16 protein-coding genes and 1 other RNA gene are annotated in these 17,240 nt (G+C 64.0%); 4 read left to right on the forward strand and 13 right to left on the reverse strand.

Annotated features, from left to right (window positions below):
* Positions 1 to 66 precede the first annotated feature (66 nt).
* From lapB to gyrA, 11 genes are all read right to left on the reverse strand, one after another.
* Positions 67 to 1,239 (reverse strand): lipopolysaccharide assembly protein LapB, encoded by a 1,173-nt coding sequence (gene lapB / locus G3N96_RS13910; RefSeq protein WP_206137563.1) that lies wholly within the window; start codon positions 1,237 to 1,239, stop codon positions 67 to 69.
* Between the two features lie 53 nt (positions 1,240 to 1,292).
* A complete protein-coding gene (locus tag G3N96_RS13915) occupies positions 1,293 to 1,586 on the reverse strand; it encodes a LapA family protein (protein ID WP_021157458.1) in 294 nt (97 codons plus the stop codon).
* 210 nt (positions 1,587 to 1,796) lie between these two features.
* Positions 1,797 to 2,120, reverse strand: a complete 324-nt coding sequence (locus G3N96_RS13920; RefSeq protein WP_006486894.1) for an integration host factor subunit beta — start codon at positions 2,118 to 2,120, stop codon at positions 1,797 to 1,799.
* Positions 2,121 to 2,142: 22 nt separating this feature from the next.
* The gene (rpsA, locus tag G3N96_RS13925; RefSeq protein WP_011694214.1) at positions 2,143 to 3,873 is read right to left on the reverse strand and encodes a 30S ribosomal protein S1; all 1,731 of its coding nucleotides are present in this window, start codon (positions 3,871 to 3,873) and stop codon (positions 2,143 to 2,145) included.
* Between the two features lie 124 nt (positions 3,874 to 3,997).
* Positions 3,998 to 4,684, reverse strand: coding sequence for a (d)CMP kinase (cmk, locus tag G3N96_RS13930; RefSeq protein ID WP_039343267.1), 687 nt, complete (start codon positions 4,682 to 4,684; stop codon positions 3,998 to 4,000).
* Positions 4,685 to 4,696: 12 nt separating this feature from the next.
* Positions 4,697 to 6,001, reverse strand: coding sequence for a 3-phosphoshikimate 1-carboxyvinyltransferase (gene aroA / locus G3N96_RS13935; RefSeq protein ID WP_206137564.1), 1,305 nt, complete (start codon positions 5,999 to 6,001; stop codon positions 4,697 to 4,699).
* A 13-nt stretch (positions 6,002 to 6,014) separates the two neighbouring features.
* On the reverse strand, positions 6,015 to 6,941 hold the full coding sequence (locus G3N96_RS13940; protein ID WP_089424800.1) for a prephenate dehydrogenase/arogenate dehydrogenase family protein: 927 nt from the start codon (positions 6,939 to 6,941) through the stop codon (positions 6,015 to 6,017).
* A gap of 186 nt (positions 6,942 to 7,127) precedes the next feature.
* On the reverse strand, positions 7,128 to 8,210 hold the full coding sequence (gene pheA / locus G3N96_RS13945) for a prephenate dehydratase (protein ID WP_011351331.1): 1,083 nt from the start codon (positions 8,208 to 8,210) through the stop codon (positions 7,128 to 7,130).
* A 33-nt stretch (positions 8,211 to 8,243) separates the two neighbouring features.
* Positions 8,244 to 9,326 carry a 3-phosphoserine/phosphohydroxythreonine transaminase gene (gene serC, locus G3N96_RS13950; protein WP_124576008.1) on the reverse strand — a complete coding sequence of 361 codons (1,083 nt, stop codon included), beginning with the start codon at positions 9,324 to 9,326 and terminating at the stop codon, positions 8,244 to 8,246.
* 155 nt (positions 9,327 to 9,481) lie between these two features.
* Positions 9,482 to 10,081 (reverse strand): DUF2059 domain-containing protein, encoded by a 600-nt coding sequence (locus G3N96_RS13955; protein ID WP_011351329.1) that lies wholly within the window; start codon positions 10,079 to 10,081, stop codon positions 9,482 to 9,484.
* Between the two features lie 83 nt (positions 10,082 to 10,164).
* The gene (gyrA, locus tag G3N96_RS13960) at positions 10,165 to 12,768 is read right to left on the reverse strand and encodes a DNA gyrase subunit A (RefSeq protein WP_206137565.1); all 2,604 of its coding nucleotides are present in this window, start codon (positions 12,766 to 12,768) and stop codon (positions 10,165 to 10,167) included.
* A 539-nt stretch (positions 12,769 to 13,307) separates the two neighbouring features.
* On the opposite strand from gyrA, the gene ompA reads away from it, so the two are divergent.
* The 4 genes from ompA to ssrA all read left to right on the forward strand — a co-directional run bounded on the left by ompA (position 13,308) and on the right by ssrA (position 15,950).
* The gene (gene ompA, locus G3N96_RS13965) at positions 13,308 to 13,979 is read left to right on the forward strand and encodes an outer membrane protein OmpA (protein WP_039343284.1); all 672 of its coding nucleotides are present in this window, start codon (positions 13,308 to 13,310) and stop codon (positions 13,977 to 13,979) included.
* Positions 13,980 to 14,134: 155 nt separating this feature from the next.
* A complete protein-coding gene (gene ubiG / locus G3N96_RS13970; protein WP_089424797.1) occupies positions 14,135 to 14,833 on the forward strand; it encodes a bifunctional 2-polyprenyl-6-hydroxyphenol methylase/3-demethylubiquinol 3-O-methyltransferase UbiG in 699 nt (232 codons plus the stop codon).
* Between the two features lie 13 nt (positions 14,834 to 14,846).
* Positions 14,847 to 15,563, forward strand: coding sequence for a phosphoglycolate phosphatase (gph, locus tag G3N96_RS13975; protein ID WP_089455806.1), 717 nt, complete (start codon positions 14,847 to 14,849; stop codon positions 15,561 to 15,563).
* Positions 15,564 to 15,580: 17 nt separating this feature from the next.
* Positions 15,581 to 15,950, forward strand: a transfer-messenger RNA (tmRNA) gene (gene ssrA / locus G3N96_RS13980).
* Between the two features lie 274 nt (positions 15,951 to 16,224).
* Here the strand turns inward: ssrA and G3N96_RS13985 are convergent.
* Positions 16,225 to 16,578 (reverse strand): DUF4148 domain-containing protein, encoded by a 354-nt coding sequence (locus G3N96_RS13985; RefSeq protein WP_206137566.1) that lies wholly within the window; start codon positions 16,576 to 16,578, stop codon positions 16,225 to 16,227.
* A 378-nt stretch (positions 16,579 to 16,956) separates the two neighbouring features.
* Complete coding sequence (locus tag G3N96_RS13990) at positions 16,957 to 17,226, reverse strand: hypothetical protein (RefSeq protein WP_089460584.1); 270 nt, start codon at positions 17,224 to 17,226, stop codon at positions 16,957 to 16,959.
* Positions 17,227 to 17,240: the final 14 nt, after the last annotated feature.

Here is a 17,240-nt window from a genome sequence, read left to right on the forward strand (position 1 = left end):
TAATTGACTAACTTGGCCGCCGGGACGAGCCCGGCGGCAACCGCAGCGCGTTTCCGCTTGCCGGGATCAGCCCGGCATCGCAGGTTCGACGCGGCGCGGCGCATAGGTTTCCCAGCCGCTGCATCCGGGGCACTGCCAATAGAAGAGCCGTGCCCGGAAACCGCAATTCTGGCACGTATACCGTGGCAGATTCTTCGTGCGCTGCTTGATCAGCGCACGCATCATTTCAAGTTCCTTACGACGCGGTTCGTCGGCCGCGGCGATTTGCGCGTCGAGCAGATGCAGCATCCCCGACAGGTTCGGTGACTTCTCCATCTGCGTGCGCGCGAGCGTGTGCGCCGCATCCTGGCCACGCAACCCCGCGACGTGCTGGTACGCGATGTCGAGCAGGTCGTTCGACGGATAGCGGTCGATATAACCCATCAGCAGCTCGGCGCCTTCGGCATGCTTGCCGAGCGCGACATACGCCTTCATCAGCTTGTCGGCGACGAGCGGCAGATACGCCGGATTCTGCGCCTCGACGCGCTTCCAGTGCTCGATCGCGGCCGCGTGGTTGCCCTCCGCTTCCGCCGCGTCGCCGGACAGCACCGTCGCGCGCACGTTCTGAGGGTTCACGGCCAGCGCCAGGTGCAGCTGCTCGGCGGCCGCTGCCGCGTTCTTGCGCTGCAGCGCGTCCTGCGCGAGTTCGCAGTGGAACTGGGCGATTTCGACGCCAAGCGGCTTGTCGCTCATCGACTCGATGCGCTTTGCCGTATCGATCGACTTGTTCCAGTCCTTCTCGATCTCGTAGATCGTCAGCAGCGCCCGCTGCGCGCCGAGCGCGTAATCGCCGTCGGCGAGCTTGTGAAACGCCTCTTCGGCACGATCGAGCAGCCCGGCCTTCAGGAAATCCTGGCCGAGCTCGTACAGCGCATGGTCGCGCTCGTTGACCGGCAGGTCCGTGCGGCTCAGCAGGTTCTGGTGCACGCGGATCGCGCGATCGGTCTCGCCGCGGCGACGAAACAGATTGCCGAGCGCGAAGTGCAGCTCGACCGTCTCGGGATCGAGCTTGGCGACCTCGATGAACGCATCGATCGCCTTATCGGGTTGTTCGTTCAACAGAAAATTCAGGCCGCGAAAATACGATCGCGGCAGGTTGGCACTCTCCGACAGGAGATTCTTCAGGTCATAGCGTGACGCCGCCCAACCCAGCGCGAACGCGACCGGAATCGCGAGCAACCACCAGAAATCCAGATCCATGCGAAATATCGAAGCAAAGACGAAAACCGCGCGATGATCGCGCGGCGTCCGTGTTAAATGACGGGCGGCATCGGCGGCTGGTCGATGACGGCCGGCGTTTCGCGCGCCGCACGCAGATCGCGCTTCAGGCGCCCGTTCTCGAGACGCAGGCGGAAGATCGAAGGCAGCGCGGACAGCAAGCCGGCCAGCAGCCCCACGGCGAAGAATGCCAGGCCGATCAGGATGAGCGGCGCTTGCCATGAATAGCCGGCAACGAAATTCAGCGTCGCGGTTTGCGTATTGGCCAGCGCAAGCACCAGCAGCAGTACGAACACCAATACCCGGATCAGCCAGACGATAAACTTCATGAAGCCCTCTCTTTGTTGAGGTTTGCCGCGGCGCGCGACTCCCCTTCGTCGCGCCGAATCGACCCGTATTGTAAAGGATGCGTTTCCGCGGCTGCGCAGATCCTGCGTGCCGCCGTTGCGCGGCGATCGCCGGAAATGAAAAAAGCGCCCGCAAGGGGCGCTTTTCTTTTCAGCCTTCGCCGGATGGGTTCCGGGCAAACCGGATGACGCTTAACGCTCGTCGTCCGGATCATCAGCCTTCAGCGGTTCACCGGCGCGGCCGTCGACGCGTTCGCGCAATTCCTTGCCAGGCTTGAAGTGCGGCACGAACTTCTCGGGCACCTGCACTTTCTCCCCTGATTTCGGGTTGCGTCCGACGCGCGCCGGGCGACGGTTGAGGCCAAAGCTGCCGAAACCCCGAATTTCAATGCGATGCCCTTTCGCCAGGGCATCAGACATCGCATCGAGCATCGTTTTCACCGCGAAATCCGCATCCTTGAGGACAAGTTGCGGAAATCGCGATGCCAGCTGCGCGACCAACTCGGATTTGGTCATACTTCAGCAGACCTCGTGAGGCTTACTGGTTCTGGCCGTCGAGCTTCGCCTTCAGCAGCGCGCCGAGGTTGGTCGTACCGGTCGCAGCAGCGCTGGAGTCCGACTGCAGGCCGCGGATCGCTTCCTGTTGTTCAGCCGAATCCTTCGCCTTGATCGACAGGTTGATGCCGCGCGACTTGCGATCGATGTTGATCACCATCGCGTTGACCTTGTCGCCTTCCTTCAGCACGTTGCGTGCGTCTTCGACGCGATCCTGCGAGATTTCCGACGCGCGCAGGTAGCCTTCGATGTCACCCGTCAGCGTAACGACCGCACCCTTCGCATCGACCGTCTTCACGACGCCGTCGACGATCGAGCCCTTGTCGTTCATTGCAACGTAGTTGCTGAACGGGTCGCCTTCGAGCTGCTTGATGCCGAGCGAGATACGTTCCTTCTCGACGTCGATACCGAGGACGATTGCTTCGACTTCGTCGCCCTTCTTGTACTTGCGAACCGCTTCTTCGCCAGCTTCGCTCCACGACAGGTCCGACAGGTGGACCAGGCCGTCGATGCCGCCCGGCAGACCGATGAACACGCCGAAGTCGGTGATCGACTTGATTGCGCCCGTGATCTTGTCGCCCTTCTTGAAGTTGCGGCTGAAGTCATCCCACGGATTCGGCTTGCACTGCTTCATGCCGAGGCTGATACGACGACGGTCTTCGTCGATCTCGAGGACCATGACTTCGACTTCGTCGCCCAGCTGGACAACCTTCGACGGAGCAACGTTCTTGTTGGTCCAGTCCATTTCCGACACGTGGACGAGGCCTTCGATGCCCGATTCCACTTCGACGAATGCGCCGTAGTCGGTGATGTTCGTGACCTTGCCGAACAGGCGCGTGCCCGACGGGTAACGGCGCGAGATGCCTTCCCACGGATCGTCGCCCAGTTGCTTGATGCCCAGCGAGACGCGGTTCTTCTCTTGGTCGAACTTGAGGATCTTCGCGGTGACTTCCTGGCCAACCGACAGGACTTCGCTCGGGTGACGCACACGACGCCATGCGATGTCGGTGATGTGCAGCAGGCCGTCGATACCGCCGAGGTCGACGAACGCGCCGTAGTCGGTGATGTTCTTGACCACGCCGTTGACGATCGCGCCTTCCTTCAGCGTCTCGAGCAGCTTCGCGCGCTCTTCGCCTTGGGTTGCCTCGATCACTGCACGACGCGACAGCACGACGTTGTTACGCTTGCGATCGAGCTTGATCACGCGGAACTCGAGCGTCTTGCCTTCGTACGGGGTCGTGTCCTTGACCGGACGCGTGTCGACCAGCGAACCCGGCAGGAACGCGCGGATGCCGTTGACCATCACGGTCATGCCGCCCTTCACCTTGCCGGTGATCGTGCCGGTGACGAGTTCGTTGTTGTCGAGCGCCTTTTCCAGCGACAGCCACGATGCAAGGCGCTTCGCCTTGTCGCGCGACAGGATCGTGTCGCCGTAGCCGTTTTCGAGTGCGTCGATTGCGACGGACACGAAATCGCCCGACTGCACCTCAACCTCGCCCTGATCGTTCAGGAATTCCTCGATCGGAATGTAAGCCTCGGACTTGAGGCCTGCATTGACGACCACGAAGTTGTGGTCGACGCGCACGACTTCGGCGGAAATCACTTCGCCGGCGCGCATGTCTTGGCGGGTCAGCGACTCTTCGAACAGAGCCGCGAAAGATTCAGTATTCGGGGTAGAGGTTTGCAGGTCGGACATAAAAATCTGATTGTGCATGGATCGCTGTGCCACGCCGGCCGGAATGGCAGGCTGAAAGGGCCAGATCGATGACCACACGGGGTTAAGGGTTCGAAACACGCTCCGCGCTTACGGCGTGAAGCACCTACCGCGACCCGCCTTCTCAGGCGGGCTGGCCGAGCGCCCGGTACCACTGCAGCACCTGGTCGACCGCTTCATCGACCGAAAGCGCCGACGTATCGAGCAGCTTGGCATCTGCCGCGGGCTTCAGCGGCGCGGCTGCGCGATTGCTGTCGCGCGCGTCACGTTCACGAAGATCCCGGAGCAAGTCATCTATATTAGCAGAAAAACCTTTTTGCATCAATTGCTTATGCCGTCTGGTCGCGCGCGCCTCGGCGCTGGCCGTCAGAAACACCTTCAGCACGGCGTCCGGGAAGATCACGGTGCCCATGTCGCGCCCGTCTGCAACGAGACCCGGCGTCTTGCGGAACGCGCGCTGGCGCGCGACGAGCGCGGTACGCACCGGCCCGTGCACCGCAATCGCCGATGCGCGGTTGCCGACCGCTTCGGCACGGATGTCGTTCGACACATCGACGCCGTCGAGCTGCGCGCAACCTTCGCGGAACGTGATGTGGAGATCGTCGATCAGCTTCACCAGCGCGTCGATATCCTCCGCCTCGATGCCGTAGCGCACGCTCGCGAGCGCGGCAAGCCGGTACAGCGCGCCGCTGTCGAGCAGGTGGAAGCCAAGATGCGCGGCAACGAGCGCAGCGACGGTGCCCTTGCCGGAAGCAGTCGGGCCGTCGATCGTGATGACGGGAGTCGGGTGAAAGGGTCGGGTCGATTTCATCAGAACAGTGGGTCAGGCTTTGGCGAGCGCGGCGAAGCGGTCGAAATAGTCGGGGAACGTCTTGCCGACGCACTTCGGATCGTTGATCCGCACGGGCACGCCGCCCAGGCTGACGAGCGAGAAGCACATCGCCATCCGGTGATCGTCGTACGTGTCGATCGCCGCGTTCGGCGTGAGCTTTTCCGGCGGCGTGACGACGAGGTAGTCCGGACCTTCCTCGACGATCGCGCCGACCTTGCGCAGCTCGGTCGCCATCGCGGCGATGCGGTCGGTTTCCTTCACGCGCCAGCTCGCGATGTTGCGCAGCGTGCTCGTGCCGTTCGCGAACAGCGCCGCGACCGCGATGGTCATCGCCGCATCGGGGATCAGGTTGAAGTCCATGTCGATCGGCTCGAGCTTGCCGTGGTCGTGGCCGATGCCGCGCACGTCGATCCAGTCGTCGCCCATCGTCACGTTCGCGCCCATCTGCATCAGCGCGCTCGCGAAGCCGACATCGCCCTGGATGCTCGCCCGCCCCACGCCCTCGACGCGCAGCGGGCCGCCGCCGAGCGCGCCGGCCGCGAGGAAGTACGACGCGGACGACGCATCGCCCTCGACCATGATCCGCCCCGGCGAGCGGTAGCGGACGCCGGCCGGCACGACGAAGCGCTGCCAGCCGTCGCGCTCGACGGTCACGCCGAAGCGCTCCATCAGCCGGATCGTGATGTCGATGTACGGCTTCGAGATCAGCTCGCCATCGACCTCGACGACGATCTTGCCGTCCTTCGCCTTCACGAGCGGCAGCGTCATCAGCAACGCCGTGAGGAACTGGCTCGACACGTCGCCACGCACGCGGATCGGCGCGTCGACGGAAATGTTCGCGGGCTTGATCCGAAGCGGCGGGTAGCCTTCGTTCAGCTCGTAGTCGATCTGCGCGCTGATTTGCCGCAGGCCGTCGACGAGATCGCCGATCGGCCGCTCGTGCATGCGCGGCACGCCGTGCACGCGATAGTCGCCGCCGTTCACCGCGAGCGCGGCGGTCAGCGGCCGCACGGCCGTGCCCGCGTTGCCGAGGAACAGGTCGGCCGTCTTCGCGGTGAATGCGCCGCGCGTGCCCATCACGACGCAGGTGTCGCCATCGCGCGCGAGCTTCACGCCGAGCTTGCCGAGTGCATCGAGCATCACGCGCGTGTCGTCGGAGTCGAGCAGGTTGGTGATCGTGGTTTCGCCTTCGGCAAGCGCCGCGAGCAGCAGCACGCGGTTCGAAATGCTTTTCGAGCCGGGCAGGCGCACGGTGCCCGAGGCGCTGGAGTACGGGCCGAGATCGAGATAGTCCATGGGAATCGTCCTGTTATTTCTTGACCGGTTCGGCAGCGGGCGTACCGCCGCGCTCCTGCCATGCCTTGCGCGCAGCGCGCGAGCGCGTGAACACCGCTTCGAGCGCCGCGCCGTCGCCGGCGTCGATCGCCGCGCGCAGCCGCGTGAGCACACGCGTGTAGCCATCGAGTTCGTCGAGCAGCGCCGCGCGGTTCGCGACGCACACGTCGCGCCACATCTCCGGGCTCGACGCCGCGATGCGCGTGAAATCGCGGAAGCCGCCCGCCGCGTACGAAAATTTCAGTTCCGCGTCGGCCTCGCCGAGAATCTGCTCGACGAGCGCGAACGACAGCACGTGCGGCAGATGGCTGATCGACGCAAATACGCGATCGTGCTGCTCCGTGCTCATCGTGCGCACGTCGGCGCCGGTCGCACGCCACATCGCGTCGATTCGCGCGACCGATTCTGGGGCGTTCTCCGGCAGCGGGCACAGCACGACGTTGCGGCCGACGTACAGATCCGGCAATGCGGCCTCGACGCCGCTCGACTCACGGCCGGCGATCGGATGCCCCGGCACGAACTGCGCGATCCGCGCGCCGAGCGCTTCACGCGCGGCCGCGACGACATCGGACTTGGTGCTGCCCGCATCGGTGACGATCGTCGCCGCTTCAAGCCACGGCGCGATGCGCGCGAGCAACGGGCCCGTCTGCGCGACAGGCGCCGCCAGCAGCACCAGATCGGCGCCAGTCAGCGCGTCGCGCAATTGCGCGTCGTCGTCGAGCGCTGCCGCGCGGTCGATCACGCCGAGTGCGAGCGCACGCTCGACCGAAGCACGCGAACGGCCCACGCCGACAACCTCGCCGGCGCCGCCCGGCGCGCGCTCGCGCAGCGCGCGGGCCAGCGATCCGCCGATCAGGCCGACGCCGAAGATGACCAGTTTGTTGAATGCAAAGCCTGACACGACAAGAGCCAAGTTACGCGCACAGGACGACACCCCGCACGCGGAATTCCAGATTCCGGGCCACGGGCCCGCATCCGGCGCAACCTGCGCCGGATACCGCCCGAACCCGCCTTCGGCAGCACCGATTGGCCTGCCCTGCCCGCGTGGCCCCCACGCCTGCGCAAACAGGCGACGGGCCGCCACGCATCAGCGTGCGCGCGGATACGAACCGAGTATCTTCAGGAACGCGGCCTTCTGGCCGAGTTCCGCGAGCGCGGCCGCAACCGATGCATCGTCCCGGTGCCCTTCGATGTCGATGTAGAAGTAGTACTCCCACGTGCCGACGCGCGCCGGACGCGACTCGAAGCGCGTCATCGACACGCCGTGCCGCGCGAGCGGCTCGAGCAGCTTGAACACGGCGCCCGGTTCGTTCTTCACCGACACGATCAGCGACGTCTGGTCGTGACCGCTCTGCCCGGCCGGCTGCTTGCCGACGATCACGAAGCGCGTGCGGTTGTGCGGATCGTCCTGGATCAGCGAAAACGCGATCTGCAAGCCGTAGTGTGCGGCCGCGCGGTCGCCCGCGATCGCCGCGACGGTCGGATCGGCCGCCGCGAGACGCGCAGCCTCCGCGTTGCTCGCCACCGCCTGCCGCTCGAGCTGCGGCGCATTCGCCGCGAGCCACTGCTGGCATTGCGCAAGCGCCTGCGCGTGTGCGCAGACGCGCTTCACGCCGTCGAGCGTGCCGCTCTGCGTCAGCAGGTTGTGATGGATCGGCAGCGCGAGTTCGCCGCTGATCAGCAGTTGCGTCTGCAGCAGCAGGTCGAGCGTGCGCGACACGGCGCCTTCGGTCGAATTTTCGACCGGCGCGATACCGAACGCGGACGCACCGGCCTCGACCGAGCGGAACACCTCGTCGATCGACGGGCACGGCAGCCCTTCGATCGACTGGCCGAAATACTCGAGCATCGCTTGCTCGCTATACGTGCCGACCGGCCCGAGGAACGCAACGTGGATCGTCTGCTCGAGCGCGCGGCTCGCGGCCATGATCTCGCGCCAGATGGCGCTGATGTGCTCGCTCGCGAGCGGCCCCGCGCTCATGTCCTGCAGCCGGGCGATCACTTGCAGCTCGCGCTCCGGCCGAAACACCGGCGCGTTGAAATGCTTCTTGACCTCGCCCACCTCCAGCGCCACCGCGGCACGCTGGTTCAGGAGCGCGATCAGCTGCGCGTCGATCGCATCGATGCGATCGCGCAACGGTTTCAGGCGGGAATTCAGTTCGTCGTCCATGCGTTTTGCCGTGCTGTTTGAACAGCGCCGCCGTCAGGCGCCGCGCTGCTCGAAGTCCTTCATGTACTCGACGAGCGCTTTCACGCCCTCGAGCGGCACCGCGTTGTAGATCGACGCCCGCATACCGCCGACGGACTTGTGGCCCTTCAGCTGCAGCAGCCCGCGCGCCTTTGCGCCGGCAAGGAAGTCTTCGTTGCGCGTTTCGTCGGCCAGGAAAAACGGCACGTTCATCCGCGAACGTGCTGCCGGCTCGACCTTGTTCAGATAGAAACTGCTCGCGTCGATCGTGTCGTAGAGCAGCTTCGCCTTTTCGATATTGCGGGCCTCGATCGCTTCGAGGCCACCCTGCCGCTTCAGCCACTGGAACACCAGGCCCGCGATGTAGATCGCGTAGGTGGGCGGCGTGTTGTACAGCGAGTTGTTCGCGGCGATGGTCTTCCATTCGAACGCGGACGGGCAGATCGACAGCGCGCGGTCGAGCAGATCCTCGCGTACGATCACGAGCGTCACGCCGGCCATCCCGATGTTCTTCTGCGCGCCGCCGAACAGCACGCCATACTTCGCGACGTCCATCGGACGCGACAGGATGTGCGACGAGACATCCGCGACCAGCGGCACGTCGCCGAGATCGGGAATCTCGAACGTCTCGACGCCGTCGATCGTCTCGTTGGTACACAGATGCACGTAGGCCGGATCATCCGACAGCTGCCATTCGGCGCGCGCGGGTGCGCGCGTGAAGCCGTCTTCCGTCTTGCCGGTGGCGGCGAGATGCGGCGTGCCGTATTTCTTCGCTTCGGTGAACGATTTCTGCGACCACGAGCCCGTGACGACGAAGTCGGCCGTCTTGCGCGACCCGAGCAGGTTCATCGGCACGATCGCGTTTTCCGCGATACCGCCGCCCTGCAGGAACAGGATCCGGTGACTGGCCGGCACGCCGAGCAGGTCGCGCAGGTCGGTCAGCGCGGCCTCGTGGATCGACATGAATTCCTTGCCGCGATGGCTCATTTCCATCACGCTCATGCCGCTGCCATGCCAGTCGAGCATTTCGTCGGCAGCTTGCCGCAGCACTTCCTCGGGCATCGCCGCAGGGCCGGCGGAGAAATTAAAGACGCGCATCGTGAAAACCTCGGAGGGACGCGACCGGCTCGCCGCCGGCAGAACGCGCCAGAAAAGGAATGGCCGCTTGCGCTCGCGCGCAAACGGCCATTATCGCACTGTCGTCAGGCTCCCGCCAAACCCGGCCGAACGGCCGGGGGCGTGCCCGGACGGCTTTACTTGCCCGGCTTGACTGCTGCGACTTCCTTGTCAGCCTGCGTGCGCGTTGCCTGGATAGCTTGCGGCATGTACTTCTGCATCAGGCCGTTGACCACGTCGCGACCGACCTGATCCTGAACCTGGATGAACTTGCGGCCCGTCGGGCTCTTGTAGAACGTCGTCAGATCCTTGATCTCCGACGTGCTGTAGTACTTCGCGTAGGCGTCGTACTGAGCCGACATCGCATCGTTCTGGAACTGTTGCGTACCGAACACCTTGCCTGCGCCGTCGACCAGCTTCGGCACCGCGTTCTTCTGCAGCGTCGGAACGGCAGCCTGCTTCTGCTTGTCGTTCAGCGTCTTGTTTTCCGACAGCGCGTCCGACAGGATCGCCGGAACGAGTTGCTTGGCCTGCATTTCGGCGCTGTTGCCGATTGCCGACACGAGCTTCGGCGCGTCGATCGCGTCGAGCAGATCCTTGATCGCGGCCTTCTTGTCGGCGTCGATCGGCGCAGCTGCTGCCGGAGCTGCCGGTGCGGAATTCGACAGCGCTTGCGCCATCGCGAACGTCGGCACCAGTGCAGCCAGCAGAACCAGTTGCTTGAATTGCTTTTGCATCATCACTCCCTTTTGGAAATATGAATGGTTGCTCGCCGGCCGCGGCGCTTCGCGCCTGCGGCGGCTAGAGTCTCATCCGTTCTTCAGGCTTCGCCGTCCGACGCCTCGTCGGCTTCGCCCTCTCCCTCTTCGGCCTCCGCGATCTGCTGCAGGCCAGAGAGCTTGGTACCCTCATCGAGACTGATGAGTGTAACACCTTGCGTGGCGCGCCCCATCTCGCGAATCTCCGAGACACGGGTGCGAATCAACACGCCGGCCGTCGTGATCAGCATGATCTGATCTTCGGCATCGACGAGCGTTGCAGCCACGACCTTGCCGTTACGCTCGGACGTCTGGATCGCGATCATACCCTTCGTGCCGCGGCCGTGACGCGTGTACTCGGTGATCGGCGTGCGCTTGCCGTAGCCGTTCTCGGTCGCGGTGAGCACCGTCTGCTCCTCGCTGCCGGCGACCAGCATCGCGATGACCTGCTGACCATCCTCGAGCTGCATACCGCGCACGCCGCGCGCCTCGCGCCCCATCGGACGCACGTCGTTTTCGTCGAAGCGCACGGCCTTGCCGGAGTCGGAGAACAGCATCACGTCGTGCGCGCCGTCGGTGATCGACGCACCGATCAGGAAGTCGCCTTCGTCGAGGCCGACCGCGATGATGCCCTTCTTCATCGGACGGCTGAATGCCTCGAGCGGCGTCTTCTTCACGGTGCCGAGCGACGTTGCCATGAAGATGAACTTGTCGGCCGAGAATTCCTTGACCGGCAGCACGACGTTGATCTTCTCGCCTTCCTGCAGCGGGAACATGTTGACGATCGGGCGGCCGCGCGAGTTGCGCGAGCCCTGCGGCACTTCATACACCTTGACCCAGTACACGCGGCCGCGGTTCGAGAAGCACAGGATGTAATCGTGCGTATTCGCGATGAACAGCGTCTCGATCCAGTCGTCTTCCTTCATCTGCGTCGCCTGCTTGCCGCGACCGCCACGCTTCTGCGCCCGGTACTCGGACAACGGCTGCGACTTCACGTAGCCCGCATGCGACATCGTGACGACCATGTCCTGCGGCGTGATCAGATCTTCGGTGTTCAGCTCGGTCGCGTTCAGCTCGATCTTCGAGCGGCGCGCATCGCCGAACTCGGCCTTCACCGAGGTCAGCTCCTCGCCGATCATCGTCGTGATCCGCTCGGGGCGCGCGAGGATGTCCAGCAGGTCGGCGATCTGCGCCATCACTTCGCGGTACTCGCCGATGATCTTGTCCTGCTCGAGGCCGGTCAGGCGCTGCAGACGCATCTGCAGGATTTCCTGGGCCTGCGTGTCGGACAGGCGGTACAGCCCGTCGACCTGCATGCCGAACGCCGGGTTCAGGCCTTCCGGACGGTACGCGGAACGGCCGCCGGCCGCCGCGTTCTCGCTCTCGGCACGTGTGAGCATATCGCGCACGAGCGACGAATCCCACGGCTTCGCCATCAACTCCGCCTTCGCGATCGGCGGCGTCGGCGCGGCCTTGATGATCGCGATGAACTCGTCGATGTTCGCGAGCGCGACCGCGAGACCCTCGAGCACGTGGCCGCGTTCGCGGGCCTTGCGCAGTTCGTAGATCGTGCGGCGCGTCAGCACTTCGCGTCGATGCGACAGGAAGCACTGCAGGATTTCCTTCAGGTTCAGCAACTTCGGCTGGCCGTCGACGAGCGCGACCATGTTCATGCCGAACGTATCCTGGAGCTGCGTCGCCTTGTACAGGTTGTTCAGCACCACTTCCGGCACTTCACCGCGCTTGAGCTCGATCACGACACGCATGCCGCTCTTGTCGGACTCGTCGCGGATGTCGGAGATGCCCTCGAGCTTCTTCTCGTTGACGAGCTCGGCGATCCGCTCGAGCAGCGAGCGCTTGTTCACCTGGTACGGCAGCTCGTCGACGATGATCGCCATCCGCTGGCCGCGGTCGATCTCCTCGAAGTGCGTGGCCGCGCGCATCACGACACGGCCGCGCCCGGTGCGATAGCCGTCGCGCACGCCGGCGACGCCGTAGATGATGCCGGCCGTCGGGAAATCCGGCGCCGGGATGATCTCGATCAGCTCGTCGATCGTCGCTTCCGGGTTGCCCAGCAGGTGCTGGCACGCGTCGACGACTTCGTTCAGGTTGTGCGGGGGGATGTTGGTCGCCATGCCGACCGCAATACCCGACGAGCCGTTGATCAGCAGGTTCGGGATGCGCGACGGCAGGACCGACGGCTGCATTTCGTTGCCGTCGTAGTTCGGCTCGAAATCGACCGTTTCCTTGTCGATGTCGGCGAGCAGCTCGTGACCGATCTTCGCCATGCGAATTTCGGTGTAACGCATCGCCGCGGCATTGTCGCCGTCGATCGAGCCGAAGTTGCCCTGCCCGTCGATCAGCATGTAGCGCAGCGAGAAGTCCTGCGCCATCCGCACGATCGTGTCGTAGACCGCGGTATCGCCGTGAGGGTGGTACTTACCGATCACGTCACCGACGATACGCGCCGACTTCTTGTACGCGCGGTTCCAGTCGTTGTTCAGTTCGTGCATCGCGAACAACACGCGCCGGTGCACGGGTTTCAGGCCATCGCGGACATCCGGGAGGGCACGTCCGACGATCACGCTCATCGCGTAATCGAGATACGAACGGCGCATTTCCTCTTCTAGGGAGGTGGGCAGGGTCTCTTTGGCGAATTGATCCATGTATCCGTATCGTTTCGGAGCGAAGACGGCGAACGCCTTTCGCGTGGGCGCTGCATGCGCAACGCAACGCGAGATTCTAACATGCGCCCATCAGCCGCCAATTCGCCCCCTCTATATATGAATAGCAAAAATCGCGGCGTCGGCGAATCGACCGCGATTGCACATCGCAATCCTCCCCGACTCGGCATCACAGACGATTGCCGCATCACGTGTTCTTCGCGCACGAGTAAACAACTGCATTCATCGGCGCAATTTCACCGCCACACTCTTGACAATTTCTAAAAGTTACGGCAGGCCAGTGTTGCGCATGCACCACAAAGTTGAAGCGATCTTGGGGTGGGGAGGATTTTTTTTCGTAGGAAGGGAACGATATGGCAAAATGCCAACGCACTGAAAGTTAGACGCTGCTCGAAGTCTACACAGAGGCGGCGCCGCGTTTTTTGTGCCGCACCAATGTTATACTTCGAGCAATGTATGACTTGTCACCGTCAACAGGCTCGCAGTAAACCTGCGGTAATCTCAATTTCGAGAGGAGAAATATGAATAAACTTTCAAAGCTCGCGTTCATTGCAGCTACCGCAGTTATGGCTGCATCCGCTTCGGCACAGTCGGTGCCGGCGTCGCGCCAAGCCGTCAATGACAACTGGGTCAACGGCACGGGCGAATGGGTGTGGATGAACGGCACGAACGAGCTCTGCTGGCGCGATGCGTTCTGGACGCCGGCCACCGCCAACGCGAAGTGCGATGGCGCACTGGTCGCCCAGGCACCGGCACCGGCTCCGGTCGCTCCGGTCGCTCCGGCCATCACGAGCCAGAAGATCACGTATCAAGCTGACGCACTGTTCGACTTCGACAAGGCAACGCTCAAGCCGCTGGGCAAGCAAAAGCTGGACGAACTGTCGTCGAAGATCCAGGGCATGAACACGGAAGTGGTCGTCGCAACGGGCTACACGGACCGCATCGGTTCGGACAAGTACAACGACCGTCTGTCGCTGCGCCGTGCGCAAGCCGTGAAGTCGTATCTGGTCAGCAAGGGTGTGCCGGCCAACAAGATCTACACGGAAGGCAAGGGCAAGCGCAACCCGGTTACGACTGGCTGCAACCAGAAGAACCGCAAGCAACTCATCGCCTGCCTCGCACCGGACCGCCGCGTGGAAGTCGAAGTGGTTGGTACGCAAGAAGTCCAGAAGACGACCGTTCCGGCAAACTAAGCCGCGGTTTTCGACTGCTTCAAAGCCCCGCTCCGGCGGGGCTTTTTCTTTGACGCTCGCCCAAGGCGCTCGCCGCTTCGCCGCTCGTCCGCTTCTTATATACTCGGGGCTGACGAATCGCAGTACCGCCCTCCTTCCGTAGCCCGTTTGCCGACATGACCAACGCCGATCCGCACGAACTCCAGAAATTCAGCGACCTCGCCCATCGGTGGTGGGATCCGAATGCCGAATTCAAGCCGCTGCACGACCTGAACCCGGTCCGGCTCGGCTGGATCGATGCGCATGCGCACCTCGCCGGCAAGCGCGCACTCGACATCGGCTGCGGCGGCGGCATCCTGTCCGAATCGATGGCCGGACTCGGCGCGCAGGTGAAAGGCATCGACCTGTCGACCGAAGCACTCGGCGTCGCCGACCTGCACAGTCTCGAAAGCGGCATCTCGGTCGATTACGAGGCCATCGCGGCCGAAGCGATTGCCGCGCGCGAACCGGGCACCTACGATGTCGTCACGTGCATGGAAATGCTCGAGCACGTGCCGTCGCCCGGCGATATCGTCGCCGCCTGCGCGACGCTCGTGAAGCCGGGTGGCTGGGTGTTCTTCTCGACGCTGAACCGCAACCTGAAGGCATACCTGTTCGCCGTGATCGGCGCGGAGTACATCGCACAGATGCTGCCGAAGGGCACGCACGACTACGCGCGCTTCATCCGTCCTTCGGAACTGGCCAGCTTCGTGCGGGCAACGGATCTGCACATCGTGGAGATCAAGGGCATCACGTATCACCCGATCGGCAAGCGCTTCGCGCTGTCGAACGACGCCGACATCAACTACCTCGTCGCGTGCCGTCGCGGCGCGTGACCTTCCAACCGGCATGACGACTCCCCTCTCGACCGCGCGGGCGGCACTCGACGAACCGCGCCTGCTGCACTGCGATGCCGTGCTGTTCGACCTGGACGGCACGCTCGCCGACACGGCCCCCGATCTCGCGGCCGCCGTCAACAAGATGCAACGCGTGCGCGACCTGCCCGAGACACCGCTCGACGTGTTGCGGCCGCTCGCCTCGGCCGGCGCGCGCGGCCTGCTCGGCGGCGCGTTCGGCATCGATCCGCACACGCCCGGTTATGAAGCGATGCGCGACGAGTTCCTGGCCAACTACGCGACGGATCTATGCGTGCATACGACGCTGTTCCCCGGCATCGACGACGTGCTCGACGAACTCGACGCGCGCGGCGTGCGCTGGGGCATCGTCACGAACAAGGCCATGCGGCTCACGGCGCCGCTCGTCGACCTGCTCGGCCTCGCGCGGCGCGCCGCCTGCGTCGTCGGGGGCGACACAACGCCGCACCCGAAGCCGCACCCGGCCCCGCTGCTGCATGCGGCCGACCAGCTGACGCTCGCGCCTGCGCGCATCGTCTACGTCGGCGACGACCTGCGCGACATTCAAGCCGGCAGCGCCGCCGGCATGGCGACAGTCGCGGCGGCGTACGGCTATTGCGGGGATGGCGCCGCGCCGGCCGACTGGCAAGCGCAGCATCTCGTCGACACGACGCTGCAACTGCGCGAACTGCTGCGCGATGTTGGGCTATAATGATCGATCTTATCCGCGGGGGCGACCTGGTTTCGACAGGGGTTGTGAAGCGGCTAGGGCATGTCGAGGACCCGTCACCTCGTTAATCAATGGGAAAATCGTAACTGCAAACGACGATACGTTCGCACTGGCAGCCTAACGGCCGCCGTCCTCTGCCTAGTTCACTGACGGGCTAGTGTCGCAAGACCGGTAGCAATACCGCCAGAGGTCATTTACGTCAGTTAAGCCTTGTCGGCGTCGCGACGCCAAGGTCGAAAACCTAGCGAATCGCCGTAGTGCAGCGTGTTCGTCCGCGTCGCTGCGGTTAAATCAAATGACTGAACTAAACATGTAGAACTAGTCGTGGAGCGCTTCTGGACGCGGGTTCGATTCCCGCCGCCTCCACCATATTCCGCGCTCGCCGCACGAACCCCGCATGACGCAAGTCTGCGGGGTTTTTTGTTGCCGGCGAAGCGCACTCGCCCACTCCTTCCGAAAAAGCGCCCAGCCACGGGTGGGCCGGGCGGAATGCCACCGGACTTCCGGCGACAGGAGGTGGCGGATAGCCTGCCGTGCCCGCGCACTCATCGATCGCGCCAGGCAGCGGCCCGCCCGGGTGCTGCGGCTCCAGGCGCGACGCGTCGTCGCACCCGGCATTCACGCACACCGGGCAATACGCGGTTCAGCTGCCGCGATACAGCGACTTCATTTCTTCAGCGGTGGCCGGACGCACGCCCATCGCACGCGAGCCCGACGCCGATGCGCCCTGTGCCTGTGCGCCGTAACCGCTGGCGTCGGCGCCTTGTGCTTGCGCCAGCGCAGCGCGCTGCTGCTCTGCAACACGCGCCGTGGCAGCCTGGATCGCTTCCGGGTAGTGCGGATCTTCACCGCGAGCGGAGTTGTAACCAGCCTGCTGCAGCTGGACCAGTTCGGCACGAACCTGCGCGCGGGTGATCGTCGAACCCGACTGGGCAAACGACACGACCGGGGCAACGAGAGCGGCAGCAATGACAACAGCTTGAACGAGCGACTTCATGATGACCTACCTCCAGATTTGTCTGTGTTCGCGGTGAACACCTTGTTCATCGCTGACAATCCGAAGTTTATGTAGGCGGATGCTTAAGAATAAGGCAGGTTTCTGGAAGACATTCTTCCTGATTTACGGGTTAACCCTAAATCATCCGCCGGGCCGGCAATGCACATCCCCTTCATCGTCCGGCATCGAATCGAATGACGATTCGACGGAAAGCAAAAGCCCCGCGAAGCAGCAAACGCTTCGCGGGGCTCGGACAAAGCCGGAATCGCACGGTAATCCGGTTGTCGCCGGTCAGCCAGGTCGACATGCGCGCGCAACATCCGCCGATCGAATCGGTGCTGCGGGCGGGCCCTCGTTCGGACGCGCCCGTGAGCCCGGTTACCGGCTATCCATCGGACACTTCAGATTGCAGCCATTGGGATCACCCAGGTCACCCTTGCGGCGCAAGGCCGACTTCTTGCCGCTCTGGTATTTCTGCGACGGCGCGGACGCTGCGAACGGCATCTGCGGATGCTCGTTCAGGCGAAACTGTTCGCTCAGGATACCGCCAGGCACACCGGGCGAATTCTGCGCGAGCGCAAACGGCGAAACAGCGGCCAGCAGCCCCGCGGTCAACACTGCCGCGGTGAGGGGAACGGAAAATTTCATGGCGGGATGACGCT

The organism is Burkholderia sp. Se-20373 (genome assembly GCF_017104705.1).
In the GTDB taxonomy this organism is placed as follows: Bacteria; Pseudomonadota; Gammaproteobacteria; order Burkholderiales; family Burkholderiaceae; genus Burkholderia.

Coding starts and splice junctions, on each gene's coding strand:
- lapB (WP_206137563.1), bottom strand. CDS start 1,239: ATGGATCTGGATTTCTGGTGGTTGCTCGCGATTCCGGTCGCGTTCGCG.
- G3N96_RS13915 (WP_021157458.1), bottom strand. CDS start 1,586: ATGAAGTTTATCGTCTGGCTGATCCGGGTATTGGTGTTCGTACTGCTG.
- G3N96_RS13920 (WP_006486894.1), bottom strand. CDS start 2,120: ATGACCAAATCCGAGTTGGTCGCGCAGCTGGCATCGCGATTTCCGCAA.
- rpsA (WP_011694214.1), bottom strand. CDS start 3,873: ATGCACAATCAGATTTTTATGTCCGACCTGCAAACCTCTACCCCGAAT.
- cmk (WP_039343267.1), bottom strand. CDS start 4,684: ATGAAATCGACCCGACCCTTTCACCCGACTCCCGTCATCACGATCGAC.
- aroA (WP_206137564.1), bottom strand. CDS start 6,001: ATGGACTATCTCGATCTCGGCCCGTACTCCAGCGCCTCGGGCACCGTG.
- pheA (WP_011351331.1), bottom strand. CDS start 8,210: ATGGACGACGAACTGAATTCCCGCCTGAAACCGTTGCGCGATCGCATC.
- serC (WP_124576008.1), bottom strand. CDS start 9,326: ATGCGCGTCTTTAATTTCTCCGCCGGCCCTGCGGCGATGCCCGAGGAA.
- G3N96_RS13955 (WP_011351329.1), bottom strand. CDS start 10,081: ATGCAAAAGCAATTCAAGCAACTGGTTCTGCTGGCTGCACTGGTGCCG.
- gyrA (WP_206137565.1), bottom strand. CDS start 12,768: ATGGATCAATTCGCCAAAGAGACCCTGCCCACCTCCCTAGAAGAGGAA.
- ompA (WP_039343284.1), top strand. CDS start 13,308: ATGAATAAACTTTCAAAGCTCGCGTTCATTGCAGCTACCGCAGTTATG.
- ubiG (WP_089424797.1), top strand. CDS start 14,135: ATGACCAACGCCGATCCGCACGAACTCCAGAAATTCAGCGACCTCGCC.
- gph (WP_089455806.1), top strand. CDS start 14,847: ATGACGACTCCCCTCTCGACCGCGCGGGCGGCACTCGACGAACCGCGC.
- G3N96_RS13985 (WP_206137566.1), bottom strand. CDS start 16,578: ATGAAGTCGCTCGTTCAAGCTGTTGTCATTGCTGCCGCTCTCGTTGCC.
- G3N96_RS13990 (WP_089460584.1), bottom strand. CDS start 17,226: ATGAAATTTTCCGTTCCCCTCACCGCGGCAGTGTTGACCGCGGGGCTG.